12 protein-coding genes are annotated in these 12,817 nt (G+C 54.6%); 10 read left to right on the top strand and 2 right to left on the bottom strand.

Going from position 1 to position 12,817, the window contains the following annotated elements:
- Positions 1-3 precede the first annotated feature (3 nt).
- Positions 4-825: a pyruvate, water dikinase regulatory protein gene (locus tag ACZ5A6_RS12665; protein WP_003516369.1), complete on the bottom strand. Its 822-nt coding sequence runs from the start codon at positions 823-825 to the stop codon at positions 4-6.
- A 407-nt stretch (positions 826-1,232) separates the two neighbouring features.
- On the opposite strand from ACZ5A6_RS12665, the gene hemE reads away from it, so the two are divergent.
- The 8 genes from hemE to ACZ5A6_RS12625 all read left to right on the top strand — a co-directional run bounded on the left by hemE (position 1,233) and on the right by ACZ5A6_RS12625 (position 9,979).
- Positions 1,233-2,267: a uroporphyrinogen decarboxylase gene (gene hemE, locus ACZ5A6_RS12660; RefSeq protein WP_111803845.1), complete on the top strand. Its 1,035-nt coding sequence runs from the start codon at positions 1,233-1,235 to the stop codon at positions 2,265-2,267.
- The gene (hemJ, locus tag ACZ5A6_RS12655; RefSeq protein ID WP_111803846.1) at positions 2,264-2,809 is read left to right on the top strand and encodes a protoporphyrinogen oxidase HemJ; all 546 of its coding nucleotides are present in this window, start codon (positions 2,264-2,266) and stop codon (positions 2,807-2,809) included. Before hemE ends, hemJ begins: the two co-directional genes overlap by 4 nt.
- A 185-nt stretch (positions 2,810-2,994) precedes the next feature.
- On the top strand, positions 2,995-4,260 hold the full coding sequence (gene rho / locus ACZ5A6_RS12650; protein WP_013637014.1) for a transcription termination factor Rho: 1,266 nt from the start codon (positions 2,995-2,997) through the stop codon (positions 4,258-4,260).
- 85 nt (positions 4,261-4,345) lie between these two features.
- Positions 4,346-5,677, top strand: coding sequence for a tRNA uridine-5-carboxymethylaminomethyl(34) synthesis GTPase MnmE (gene mnmE, locus ACZ5A6_RS12645; RefSeq protein WP_464110953.1), 1,332 nt, complete (start codon positions 4,346-4,348; stop codon positions 5,675-5,677).
- A gap of 62 nt (positions 5,678-5,739) precedes the next feature.
- Positions 5,740-7,623: a tRNA uridine-5-carboxymethylaminomethyl(34) synthesis enzyme MnmG gene (gene mnmG / locus ACZ5A6_RS12640; RefSeq protein WP_174060573.1), complete on the top strand. Its 1,884-nt coding sequence runs from the start codon at positions 5,740-5,742 to the stop codon at positions 7,621-7,623.
- Between the two features lie 11 nt (positions 7,624-7,634).
- Positions 7,635-8,252 (top strand): 16S rRNA (guanine(527)-N(7))-methyltransferase RsmG, encoded by a 618-nt coding sequence (gene rsmG, locus ACZ5A6_RS12635; protein WP_065660008.1) that lies wholly within the window; start codon positions 7,635-7,637, stop codon positions 8,250-8,252.
- 19 nt (positions 8,253-8,271) lie between these two features.
- Positions 8,272-9,066: a ParA family protein gene (locus ACZ5A6_RS12630; protein ID WP_003516382.1), complete on the top strand. Its 795-nt coding sequence runs from the start codon at positions 8,272-8,274 to the stop codon at positions 9,064-9,066.
- A 31-nt stretch (positions 9,067-9,097) separates the two neighbouring features.
- A complete protein-coding gene (locus ACZ5A6_RS12625; protein ID WP_003516383.1) occupies positions 9,098-9,979 on the top strand; it encodes a ParB/RepB/Spo0J family partition protein in 882 nt (293 codons plus the stop codon).
- Positions 9,980-10,041: 62 nt separating this feature from the next.
- On the opposite strand, the gene ACZ5A6_RS12620 is transcribed toward ACZ5A6_RS12625, so the two are convergent.
- Entirely contained in the window at positions 10,042-10,242 is a 201-nt protein-coding gene (locus tag ACZ5A6_RS12620) for a DUF1674 domain-containing protein (RefSeq protein WP_003516384.1), read from the bottom strand.
- A gap of 119 nt (positions 10,243-10,361) precedes the next feature.
- On the opposite strand from ACZ5A6_RS12620, the gene htpX reads away from it, so the two are divergent.
- A complete protein-coding gene (htpX, locus tag ACZ5A6_RS12615; protein ID WP_065662925.1) occupies positions 10,362-11,327 on the top strand; it encodes a zinc metalloprotease HtpX in 966 nt (321 codons plus the stop codon).
- Positions 11,324-12,709 carry an RsmB/NOP family class I SAM-dependent RNA methyltransferase gene (locus ACZ5A6_RS12610; protein ID WP_173993394.1) on the top strand — a complete coding sequence of 462 codons (1,386 nt, stop codon included), beginning with the start codon at positions 11,324-11,326 and terminating at the stop codon, positions 12,707-12,709. Before htpX ends, ACZ5A6_RS12610 begins: the two co-directional genes overlap by 4 nt.
- Positions 12,710-12,817 lie beyond the last annotated feature (108 nt).

Raw genomic sequence — 12,817 nt, 5'->3', positions numbered from 1 at the left:
GGATTATCGTGTCCTCGGGCGAAGGGCAAGGATTGCCGCGGCCGTTTCCTCTATGGAGCGGCGTGTAACATCGATCAGCGGCCAATTGTTACGGGCACAGAGCGCACGCGCATATTTCAGCTCTTCCATGATGGTAGCGCGATCCGTGTAGCGCCCGCTGTCAAATCCGCCGGTCGTGCCGAGTTCCCGGTTTTCACGTACCTGCGATATGCGGTCCGATGTCGCGACGAGACCAACGATCAAGGGACGGGTGGCGGCATAAAGGCTTTCCGGCAACGGCACGTTTGGAACGACCGGTATATTGGCGGTCTTTATGCCTCTGTTGGCGAGATAGATACTTGTCGGTGTTTTCGACGTTCGACTGATCCCAATGATGACGATATCGGCTTCGTCATAGCTTTCCGGCATTTGCCCGTCATCATGGTCCATCGCAAAATTGAGCGCTTCGATCCGCGCGAAATAATCCGCGTTCAGCGCGTGCTGCGCCCCGACCCGCCGTCTCGAAGGTGCGCCTAGATAGGTCTGGAAAATGCCGATGATCGGTTCGAGCACGTTGACGCAGGGCACCCCGATCGCGTGACAGCGCAAATCCAGGAACTCGGCCAGCTGCTGATCCACGATCGTATAAAGAACGATGCCCGGTTCCTTGTCGATCAGATCCACCACCTGGGCGAGCTGCTTCTGGTTCCTGATCATCGGATAAACATGTTCCACCGGCATCGAAGCGTGGAACTGCGCCGAGACGGCACGACCGGCCGACATGAGAGTCTCTCCGGTTGAGTCCGAAATCAGGTGCAAATGGAAGAAACTTTTTTTGTTCTCCACGCTGTTTTTCTCTCGCTGTTGATAAACCGGGACAAACTTCCGAATTGTTCCGCGGGCCGAGCCGCCTCGTGGATAAAGTGGGTTTTTTCCACAATCCGCAAGTGGCGTCCTTGCTATCAGGCATGCCTGTGAATTGTCTGGAAACTCTGAACTTGTTCAAAACTGTCCACAGATGATCCACAGGCAACGGCTTCAAAGGATATAACTTAAATCTCTGAAAATATTATATAAATATCTATTATCCAATTTATTGCCATGAAGCGATGAAATGCCGTGTTCAGGTCTTGGCGCTTACACCCGACTGCGGCATATCGACTGGAAAGATTTTAATCCTTGCTACTCACCGACTCTAAGAAATAGAAAATCTTTTAAATCTCTTAGATTTTATTTTTTGGAAGTTGGGTGGCATGAGCGAGCGTAAGGTTTTAAAGGTGTTGAACGGGCAGACGGTCACACCTCCGCCCATATGGCTGATGCGGCAGGCAGGGCGTTACCTTCCGGAGTACAGGGAAACGCGAAAGAACGCCGGCAGTTTCCTCGATCTCTGTTATAATCCCGAACTGGCAACCGAAGTGACCCTTCAGCCCATTCGCCGGTTCGGTCTTGATGCAGCTATCCTCTTTTCCGATATTCTGGTGATACCGGATGGGTTTGATCGCAATGTTTCCTTCAGCGAGGGAAAGGGTCCGGCCATGGATCCGATCGACGCGGATGGCATCGACAGGCTGGATGCGAGCAATGTCATTGCGCATCTTTCGCCCGTTTTCGAAACCGTCTCACGCTTGCGCCAGACCTTACCGGATGAGACGACGCTTCTCGGTTTTTGTGGTGCGCCCTGGACGGTTGCAACCTACATGATTGCCGGCCACGGAACACCTGATCAGGCGCCGGCGCGCTTGTTCGGTTATCGGGAGCCGGCAGCCATGGAAAAGCTTCTTGCCTTGCTGGCTGAGGTTTCCGCCGATTACCTTGTGGCGCAGATTGATGCCGGGGCCGATGCGGTGCAGATTTTCGACTCCTGGGCCGGGGTGCTCGGCGAGAAGGAATTCGAGGAATATGCGGTAAAACCCGTCGCCCGTATCATCGCTTCGGTGCGCGCTCGCCGCCCCTCCGCGAAGATCATCGCCTTTGCCAAGGGGGCCGGTTATCTTTTGAAGGATTATCGCCGCAAAACGGGCGCAGACGCCATCGGGCTCGACTGGTCGGTGCCACTCGGTTTCGCAAGGGACTTGCAGAAGGAAGGCCCGGTACAGGGCAATCTGGACCCCATGCTGATGGTGGCGGGTGGCAAGGCTCTGGAGGACGGTATCGACGCTGTGCTGCAGGCTCTGGGCCAGGGCCCGCTGATCTTCAATCTCGGCCATGGCATCACGCCGCAGGCCGATCCGGAAAACGTTGCAAGGCTGGTGCAGCGGGTGCGTGCCGGCGGAGCCGGGGCATGAGCGGCGAGAAGCAGACCTCCGCCCGCTCGGGAAACAGGGCTGCCCTTCGCGCAGGTATGGCGCTGGGTGTCTTTGCCGCTTTTGTCGCTTTGTTGTTTTACGCCGATCCGGCCGATCTCTATCTGTGGATCAAGGCGCTTCATATCATCGCGGTGATTTCCTGGATGGCGGCGATTTTTTACCTGCCGCGCCTGTTCATTTACCACACCGATGCACCCACCGGTTCGCAGCAATCCGAAACCTTCAAGGTGATGGAACAGCGGTTGATCAAGGTCATCATGAACCCGGCGATGATGATCAGCTGGATACTAGGGCTCTATCTCGCATGGTCGGTTTATGGTTTTTCCGGCGGCTGGCTACATGCGAAAATCGCACTGGTGGTGCTTCTAACCATCGCCCACGTCTATTTCACCCGCAGTGCCAAACGGTTCGCCCGGGATGAAAATATCAAGCCTGCCCGTCACTGGCGGTTGATGAACGAGGTTCCGACGGTACTGATGATCCTCATAGTCATACTTGTGGTTGTGAAACCCTTCGGTTAAGAGGTCGCAACGATAAATTTCGCGGAATTCGTGCTTTCCTCTTGCAGTAGCCCTATTCAATCGCTATTTTCGGACCACTCATCTCGTGGCATGTGAATTATTCAGTCATCTGCGGCTTCTCCCTCAGCATCTGATTCGCGAACACGCCCTCCCCCGACATTACATTATCAAACGGTCTTTCCTTCATGGCTGAAATGAAGCTTCAGGAACTTAAGAGCAAATCGCCTACCGACTTGCTAACTTTTGCTGAATCCCTGGAAGTTGAAAATGCGAGCACCATGCGCAAGCAGGAGCTTATGTTCGCAATCCTCAAGGTTCTCGCGAGCCAGGACATCGAAATTATCGGCGAAGGCGTCGTTGAAGTCCTGCAGGACGGTTTCGGTTTTCTACGGTCCGCAAATGCAAATTATCTGCCGGGTCCGGACGATATCTACATTTCGCCCTCGCAAATTCGCCGTTTCTCTCTGAAGACCGGCGATACTGTCGAGGGGCCGATCCGTGGACCGAAGGAAGGCGAACGTTATTTCGCGCTTCTCAAGGTCAACACGATCAATTTTGACGATCCTGAAAAGATCCGTCATAAGGTTCACTTCGATAACCTGACGCCGCTTTATCCGAATGAGCGGTTCAAGATGGAGCTGGAGCTTCCGACATCGAAGGATCTGTCGTCGCGTGTGATCGATCTGGTCGCGCCACTTGGCAAGGGCCAGCGTGGATTGATCGTCGCGCCGCCGCGTACCGGTAAAACTGTTCTCTTGCAGAACATCGCGCATTCCATCACCGCTAACCATCCGGAATGTTACCTGATCGTCCTTCTGATCGACGAACGTCCGGAAGAAGTCACCGACATGCAGCGCTCGGTCAAGGGTGAGGTGGTGTCGTCAACCTTCGACGAACCGGCTGTACGCCACGTCCAGGTGGCCGAAATGGTCATCGAAAAAGCGAAGCGCCTTGTCGAACATGGCCGCGACGTCGTTATCCTGCTCGATTCCATCACCCGCCTCGGCCGAGCTTATAACACGGTCGTTCCGTCTTCCGGCAAGGTCCTGACCGGTGGTGTGGATGCCAACGCGTTGCAGCGGCCGAAGCGTTTCTTCGGTGCCGCACGTAACATCGAAGAAGGTGGTTCGCTGACGATTATCGCGACCGCGCTGATCGACACCGGCAGCCGTATGGACGAAGTCATCTTTGAAGAATTCAAGGGTACGGGTAACTCGGAAATCGTGCTTGACCGTAAGGTCGCTGACAAGCGTATCTTCCCGGCGCTCGATATTCTCAAGTCCGGTACACGTAAGGAAGACCTGCTCGTGCCGCGTCAGGATCTCCAGAAGATTTTCGTGCTTCGCCGCATTCTCGCGCCGATGGGAACGATGGATGCCATCGAGTTCCTGATCGACAAGTTGAAGCAGACCAAGACCAATTCGGATTTCTTCGAATCGATGAATACCTGATCCGGAGTTTTACCGGTTCCATCGACAAAGCTTTAAAGCCGCATCCGTTCATTCGGATGCGGCTTGACTGTTTTAACCGAGGTGAATGATGCCAGCTTCCGCCGATACCATTTATGCGCTCTCTAGTGGAGCATTGCCGGCCGGCGTCGCAATTATCAGGATCAGTGGGCCCGGCGCGTTCGAAGCCTTTGTGACGTTGACCGGTCGTGACCTTCCCGCACCGCGGCAGGCGGTTTTGTGTTCGATTCGAAACCGAAACAATGAGATCATCGACCAGGCGCTGATGGTCGTTTTCCCTGGACCCAATTCCTTCACGGGTGAGAACTGCATCGAAATCCACAGCCACGGAAGCCGCGCGGTTGTCGCATCGATTTTTGCCGAACTCGAACTGCTCGAAGGATTTCGGCCGGCGGATAGCGGCGAGTTCTCCCGCCGAGCGTTTGAAAACGGCAAGATGGATCTTCTCGAGATCGAAGGTCTGGCGGATCTGCTGCAGGCTGAAACGGAGATGCAGCGGCGTCTGGCGGTTGAGCAGAGCACTGGTAAGCTGTCAGCGCTCTACGATGGCTGGGCAGGCCGGTTGACGCGTGCTCGCGCCCTGATCGAGGCAGAGCTGGATTTCGCCGACGAGGAAGATGTGCCGGATTCAGTTGCCGCGCAGGTGTGGGACGCGATGATGCAACTTCATGGTGAAATCAACAGCCATCTCAAGAACGGCGGAAGCAGTGAGATTATTCGTGACGGGTTCAAGGTGGCGCTGGTGGGAGAGCCTAACGCTGGCAAGTCTACGCTTCTTAATGCTCTGAGCGGCCGTGACGTTGCTATTGTCACTGACATTGCTGGTACGACCAGAGACGTGCTGAGCGTTGATATTAATCTCGACGGTTACCTGGTCCGCATATTCGATACGGCCGGAATTCGGGAGACGCAGGATGTGGTCGAAAAGGAAGGCGTAAGGCGGGCCGTTCTGACAGCGGAAACCGCGGATCTTATTTTGATATTGCAAGATAACGATTCGACTCCGAAACAATCGATCATTTCGCTGGAAAATGCTCGCCATTTGCATCTACGGACAAAAACCGCGATTTCCTCTTCTACAGTTGACGCTGTTTTTGATCTCGCCATCTCCGCCAGGGAAGGCGTCGGTCTCGACGAATTGCGTCTATTGATCAAGCGAGAGATTGAAAGCAGGGTTGGTGTTGCACAGACATTGGTCCCTGCCCGCGCCCGGCACAAAAAACGACTTGAAGAGACGCTGAACTATGTTAGTGATGCGCTCAATTCCGAGACCATGGACCTTGCGATAAGGTCTGAATATTTGAGACTCGCAGCAACATCGCTTGGACGCATTACGGGTCGCGTCGATGTGGAAGATTTGCTGGGCGTAATATTCTCGGAATTCTGCATAGGAAAATGATTCACGTGAAACATTGGTGGCCAATATGGCAAAGCCGATGATTTGGGATAAGGCGCAGGGATATGCACCAGTCATTTGATGTCATTGTTATCGGTGGTGGACATGCCGGCAGCGAAGCTGCGGCGGCCGCTGCACGACATGGCGCTAAAACCGCTCTCGTTACCCATAAGCGAGAGACTATTGGGGTGATGTCCTGTAACCCGGCAATCGGTGGTCTCGGTAAAGGACACCTGGTCCGCGAAATTGATGCGCTGGACGGTTTGATGGGCCGGGTTGCTGATGCAGCGGGAATTCAATTCCGTATGCTCAATCGCAAAAAAGGCCCCGCCGTCCGCGGGCCGCGCACGCAGGCTGATCGGCGACTTTATCGCGAGGCCATGCAACGGGAAATCAATGCGATTGAAAACCTTAGCATTATTGAAGGTGATGCTTTCGATATTGAAATGGCGGATGATAAGGTCTGCGCCGTAATCATGGAAAACGGTAGCCGGATTCCTTGTGGTGCCGTTGTGTTGACGAGCGGCACTTTTCTACGCGGCCTTATTCATATCGGCTCCGAAAAGATTCCCGCAGGCCGGGTTGGTGAAAAACCGTCTCTTGGCCTTTCCGAAACGCTTGGCCGTCTGGGCCTTGCTATGGGCCGGCTGAAGACTGGCACCCCTGCCCGGCTTGATGGTCGCACGATCGATTGGAACGCTGTGGATCGGCAAGCGGCCGATGAAGATCCCGTTCCGTTCTCCTTTATGACGGATCGCATTGTCAATCCACAGATCGAATGCGGCGTAACCCGAACGACGCCGGCCGGACACAAGATCATTCAGGATAATATTCATCTGTCAGCGATGTATTCGGGACAGATCGAGGGTGTTGGTCCGCGCTATTGTCCGTCGATTGAAGACAAGATTACACGCTTCGGTGAACGGGACGGTCATCAGATATTTCTGGAACCCGAAGGCCTTGATGACCACACAATTTATCCAAATGGAATTTCGACGTCGCTTCCTGCCTCAGTTCAGGAGCAGTTTATCCGCACCATCCCCGGCCTTGAGCAAGTCAACATCATTCAGCCCGGCTACGCGATTGAATATGACTATGTCGATCCGCGTGAGCTGAAGCCTTCTCTGGAATGCCGGAAAATTCCGGGATTGTTCCTGGCAGGGCAGATCAATGGCACGACGGGTTATGAAGAGGCGGGCGCCCAGGGTCTGGTTGCCGGGTTGAATGCGTCGCTATATGCAGGCAATGCAGACCCTATTCATTTCAGTCGTACCGAATCCTATATCGGTGTGATGATCGACGATCTCACCTCCAAGGGTGTCAGCGAACCCTATCGAATGTTTACGTCGAGAGCCGAATATCGGCTTTCACTTCGCGTTGACAACGCTGATCTGCGACTTACGCCTGTCGGTCAGATGGCCGGCATTATCGGGCATGACCGCCAAAAACGCTTCGCAGATTTTATCTCAGATCTGGATCGGGGTCGCGAGCTGATGAAGAGCATTTCCATCAGTCCCTCCCAGGCTGCTAAACAGGGATTGAAACTCAACCAGGACGGTCAACGCCGTTCGGTTTATGAAATGCTCGCCTACCCCGATATCACGATGGAAACTCTTACCACTCATTGGCCGGAGCTACGGGCGCTTAATACCAAGGTCGCTGAGGTTTTGGAAATCGAAGCGAGTTACGCTGTCTATATGCAGCGTCAAAGCGCGGATATTGTCGATATCAAGCGAGACGAAGACAGAAAAATCCCCAATGATTTCGATTTCCAGTCTTTGTCCGGTCTCTCCAACGAACTGAAACAAAAGCTGGAAAAGGCACGTCCAGAGAACATTGCCCAGGCTGCGCGTGTTGACGGTATGACACCTGCTGCGATATCGCTGCTTCTCGCACTTCTGCGGAAAGGCTCCGCATCAGGAAGTGAAAAATTGCGCATGCACCAATAGCGAGTCGGACCATGAAGATAAACGGCCAGAGTGTTTCACGTGAAACACAGGAGAGGCTCGAGCATTTCGTCGAGCTTTTCAAGAAGTGGAACAAAACCACAAATCTGGTTGCGCCTTCGACTCTCATTGAGCTCTGGAGCCGGCATGTCGCGGACAGTGCACAGATATTTCAGCTCGCCCCTCAACCGCAAAAATGGATTGATCTGGGAAGCGGCGGCGGTTTTCCGGGCGTCATTACAGCGATTTTTCTCGCGGAACTGGGTGATGGTTGGGTCGATCTGGTTGAGAGCAACAATAAAAAGGCTGCGTTTTTGCGAATTGCGCTGAAGGAAACCGGCGCAAGAGGCGCGGTTCATCCAGTCAGAATTGAAAAAGCGCCTGAAACCGTTGAAAATTGCGATGCGGTTTCGGCAAGAGCCCTCGCCGAGATGAATTTACTTTTCGAATATATTCACCCGTGGGCGCAAAATAATCCAAATCTCAGGGCATATTTCAATAAAGGCAGGGATTATGAATCCGAACTGCAGAAAGCGCATGGCCGCTGGCAGTTTGATCTGATAAAACACCAGAGTGCCATTGAGGCAGATTCTGTTGTTCTTGAAATCAGTAACCTCACTAAGAGGCACTGACGAGCTGGTCAGGTGCGGTATGACTTCTGAAAAAAACCGGATTATCGCAGTCGCAAACCAGAAGGGTGGCGTTGGCAAAACAACGACGGCCATCAATCTGGCTACTGCATTGGCGGCTATTGGTGAGCGGGTGCTGATCATTGATCTTGATCCGCAGGGTAATGCCAGCACAGGTTTGGGAATCGACCGCAAAGAGCGCAAGCTTTCTTCCTATGATCTTCTGGTGGGTGATCATAACGTTGCCGAAGTTGCGGTTCCGACAGCAGTTCCGAACCTCGATATCGTCCCGTCAACGATGGATCTTCTGGGCTTTGAGATGCAGGTTGCGAATGTTGCCAACCGCGTCTTTCTGTTGCGTACCGCCATGGAGACGCAGGAAGCCAGAGACTATTCCTATATTTTGGTAGATTGCCCGCCCTCTTTTAATCTTTTGACGATGAATGCCATGACCGCCGCCCATTCGGTGCTGGTACCGTTGCAGTGCGAGTTCTTTGCGCTGGAAGGCCTCAGTCAGCTGCTGGATACGGTTAGCCAGATACGCGGCTCCGTCAATCCGCAGCTTGATATTCAGGGTATCGTTCTCACGATGTTCGATGCGCGCAACAATCTTGCGCAGCAGGTGGTTTCCGATGTGCGGATGCATCTGGGAGAAAAGGTTTACCACACTCTCATTCCGCGCAATGTTCGGGTTTCCGAAGCGCCGTCTTATGGTAAACCGGCAATTCTTTATGATCTGAAATGCGCTGGCAGCCAGGCTTATTTGCAATTGGCTTCCGAAGTGATCCAGAGAGAGCGTCTGCGCAAGGCGGCCTGACGTTTTGCCGGAGTATATGGAGTAATATCTTATGAGTGATGATCTTTCCAAGCGTCGACTCGGACGCGGTCTCGCGGCGTTGATCGGCGAAATGGATCAGCCTGTGCCGGTGGGTGAACCGCAGCGCGCCGTTAGTGCGGATCGCGCCATCCCGATCGAGTTCATCGCTCGCAGCCAGAGAAACCCACGTCGACACTTTGACGAAAATGAGTTGCAGGATCTTGCCTCGTCCATTCGTCAGCACGGGATTGTTCAGCCTGTGGTCGTGCGAACGATTGGCGTCAACCGCTACGAGATAATCGCTGGTGAACGGCGCTGGCGCGCGGCACAGCTGGCCGGTTTTACGGACGTTCCTGTCATCGTTCGGGATGTAGACGACCGAACGGCTCTGGAGCTGGCTATCGTCGAAAACGTCCAGCGTTCCGATCTCAATCCGCTTGAAGAAGCGATGGGCTATGAGCAGTTGATCGCCGAACATGGCTACACTCAGAACGACCTCGGTGAAATCATCGGCAAGAGCCGAAGCCATGTTGCAAACAGCCTTCGTCTTTTGAAACTTCCCGATCCGGTTCGGGACATGTTGGCGGATGGTTCGCTTTCCGCTGGCCATGCGCGCGCACTTGTTTCCACTTCCGATCCGTCAGGTCTGGCTCGGACTATCGTTTCCAAGGGTCTTTCGGTGCGTGATGCCGAGCGCCTGGCGCAAAACGACATCAAGTCGCAGGGTGACGTTTTGGAGAAGCGGCCTTCGCCTGAGAAGGATTCCGATACGGTCGCGCTTGAACGCAGCCTCTCGGATGCTCTCGGTCTGGACGTGAAGATCAGCCACAAAGGCGGATCGGGACAAATCCGCATCGGATACCGCACGCTAGAGCAGCTGGAAGCCGTGTGCCGCCTTCTAGAGCAAAAATAAGCAAGTATCGGTTTTAATTGATAAAATACCCGCGTTTAGCGGGTATTTTTATGCTGTGGTGCTCAAAAGTCGATAGCGCGGCCGTTTATTTCGTAGTCACCGAAACGAACAGGTTCCGCGCCGCCGCGACCGCCGGTTTCCTGCGGCAATTGAAGATCCGCCTGTTGTTTGCGCCGTTCTTCCGCTTCCTTCAACGCACGTTCCGCCGCCGGCGAAAGCCGCTTGAGCATTTCTGCGCCGTTGTCATTATCCGCATCCTGCATGAGTAATCCTCCCTATGACGGGATATTGAAATATGTTTGCCGTTCACCAGATTATATAAACAGATGGGCTTTATAAACCCCGGAATATTTCCTGAGTGGTAACAAGGAGAATTTGACATATGAACATGATGCGCACGGCAATGCTTCTGGCCTTCATGACGGCATTGTTCATGGGTGTCGGTTTTCTGATCGGCGGTAAGGGCGGCATGATGATTGCCTTGCTTATTGCCGCTGGTATGAATCTTTTCTCCTACTGGAATTCGGACAAGATGGTCCTGTCGGCCTATCGTGCACGCGAGATCGATGAGGCGAATGCGCCTGAATTTTTCCACATGATCCGCGATCTCTCGCATAATGCCGATCTTCCTATGCCCAAGGTTTATATTTATGACAGCCCGCAGCCGAACGCCTTCGCGACGGGAAGAAACCCGCAGAATGCCGCTGTCGCCGCCTCGACGGGCCTGCTGGAGCGCCTCACCCCTGAAGAAGTGGCTGGTGTCATGGCGCATGAGCTGGCCCATGTGCAGAACCGAGATACGCTAACGATGACTGTGACCGCGACGCTGGCAGGCGCCATCTCGATGCTCGGCAACTTCGCGTTTTTCTTTGGTGGCAATCGTGAAAACAACAATAATCCGCTGGGCTTTATCGGCGTACTGGTTGCGATGATCGTGGCGCCGCTCGCCGCGATGCTGGTGCAGATGGCCATTAGCCGTACGCGAGAATATTCTGCCGACCGGCGGGGAGCGGAAATTTGCGGCAATCCGCTCTGGCTCGCTTCGGCACTGCAGAAAATTTCGGGCATGGCGCAGAGCATTCATAATGAGGATGCGGAGCGTAACCCGGCGACGGCGCATATGTTCATCATCAATCCCCTGTCCGGTGAGCGCATGGACAACCTGTTTTCTACGCATCCGAATACGGAAAACCGGGTGGCGGCACTTCACGCCATGGCGCAGGAGTTTTCCCCGCGAGGATCGACGCGAACGCCATCGGGTGATAGACCTCAGCGCAAATCAGGCTCCGTTCCCAATACGGGCTGGGGACGAGGCAAAGAAAACGAGCGCAAGGGACCGTGGTCTTGACATCCGATACTCAAAATAAGCCGTCGCGGTCTAAAAAACCGGGACAGGACCATGCAAGGGGCCGCGAAGACGGCCCTTCGTCTTTCCAGGATAAACCCGGCCTTGCTGCACGCGTTGCCGCAACCCGCATTCTGGCGGCCGTTCTGGAAAAGAAAACCTCGCTGGACGGTATGCTGGACAGCGAAAACGGCAATCCCGTCTATCGCGCGCTATCCCTTGCGGACCGGGCGCTGGTGAGAGCGATCGTCAACAGCGCGCTTCGCCACCTTCCGCGTATCGAAGCCGCCTTGTCGATGCTGCTTGACGGACCGTTGCCGCAGGGCGCCCGGTCGCTTCATCACGTCCTTGTCGTTGGTGCAGCGCAAGTGCTTCACCTCGATGTCCCCGATCATTCTGCGGTCGATCTTGCCGTGGAACAGGCACACCGCGATCCGCGCAACAGACGTTTTGCCAAGCTGGTGAATGCCGTCCTCAGGCGATTGGGCCGGGAAAAAGCAGAAATCGAAAAGGCGATCGCGGATGTGCCCGTGCTGCCGGACTGGTTCTACGCTCGGCTTGTTTCGGCTTATGGAGATGAGGTTGCCAAACGGATTTCCGAAGCGCAGCTGACGCCCTCTTCCATCGATCTCACGGTGAAGAAGGATCCGGCTGTCTGGGCGGAAAAGCTGGGCGGTACGGTTTTGCCAAATGGCAGTGTCCGTCTCGGTGAATTTGAAGGCCAGATTCCCTCGCTTGAAGGCTTTGCCGAGGGTGCCTGGTGGGTTCAGGATCTCGCGGCCAGCATGCCTGTGAAGCTGATGGGCGATATTTCCGGAAAACGTGTTGCCGATCTCTGTGCAGCTCCGGGCGGCAAGACTGCCCAGCTCGCGCTTGCCGGCGCGAAGGTGACTGCCCTGGACCAGTCCGGCAATCGTCTTCGCCGCCTCAGGGAAAATCTCGACCGGCTTGGTCTTCACGCCGAAACCGTTGAAGCCAATATGCTGAAGTACCAGCCGGAACAGCTTTTCGACGCCGTTCTTCTGGATGCCCCCTGCTCGTCTACCGGCACGTTGCGTAAACATCCCGATGTCTGCTGGACGAAGGACGAGAATGATATTGCCAAGCTTGCCGCTCTTCAGGGCCAGATGTTGCGACACGCGCTCACGCTGGTGGGAGCCGGCGGCATTGTGGTGTTTTCCAATTGCTCGCTCGATCCCTCTGAAGGGGAAGCGATGATTGCGCAGGTCCTGGCGGAAAACCCGGACTTCGAGCGTGTTGCCGTTCGCAAGGACGATTGGCCAGGAATGGAAGCCGCCGTCACTGCCGAAGGCGATCTTCGTACAACGCCGGATATGTTCGGCGGCATCGACGGGTTTTTTAGCAGTGTCTTGCGTAAGAAGTAGAAAAAAGCCAAGCTTCCGCGAATCATTGGATAATTGCCGATACGTTCCGATCATCACGGTTCACTCATAAAAACAAAACATGTGAAACGGGAAACACAGCTTGTCAGG

This window comes from Agrobacterium sp. 6Ca8 (assembly GCF_055382765.1).
This window is presented reverse-complemented; position numbering and strand designations above follow the sequence as displayed.

Coding starts and splice junctions, on each gene's coding strand:
- hemE (WP_111803845.1), top strand. CDS start 1,233: ATGAGCGAGCGTAAGGTTTTAAAGGTGTTGAACGGGCAGACGGTCACA.
- hemJ (WP_111803846.1), top strand. CDS start 2,264: ATGAGCGGCGAGAAGCAGACCTCCGCCCGCTCGGGAAACAGGGCTGCC.
- rho (WP_013637014.1), top strand. CDS start 2,995: ATGGCTGAAATGAAGCTTCAGGAACTTAAGAGCAAATCGCCTACCGAC.
- mnmE (WP_464110953.1), top strand. CDS start 4,346: ATGATGCCAGCTTCCGCCGATACCATTTATGCGCTCTCTAGTGGAGCA.
- mnmG (WP_174060573.1), top strand. CDS start 5,740: ATGCACCAGTCATTTGATGTCATTGTTATCGGTGGTGGACATGCCGGC.
- rsmG (WP_065660008.1), top strand. CDS start 7,635: ATGAAGATAAACGGCCAGAGTGTTTCACGTGAAACACAGGAGAGGCTC.
- ACZ5A6_RS12630 (WP_003516382.1), top strand. CDS start 8,272: ATGACTTCTGAAAAAAACCGGATTATCGCAGTCGCAAACCAGAAGGGT.
- ACZ5A6_RS12625 (WP_003516383.1), top strand. CDS start 9,098: ATGAGTGATGATCTTTCCAAGCGTCGACTCGGACGCGGTCTCGCGGCG.
- ACZ5A6_RS12620 (WP_003516384.1), bottom strand. CDS start 10,242: ATGCAGGATGCGGATAATGACAACGGCGCAGAAATGCTCAAGCGGCTT.
- htpX (WP_065662925.1), top strand. CDS start 10,362: ATGAACATGATGCGCACGGCAATGCTTCTGGCCTTCATGACGGCATTG.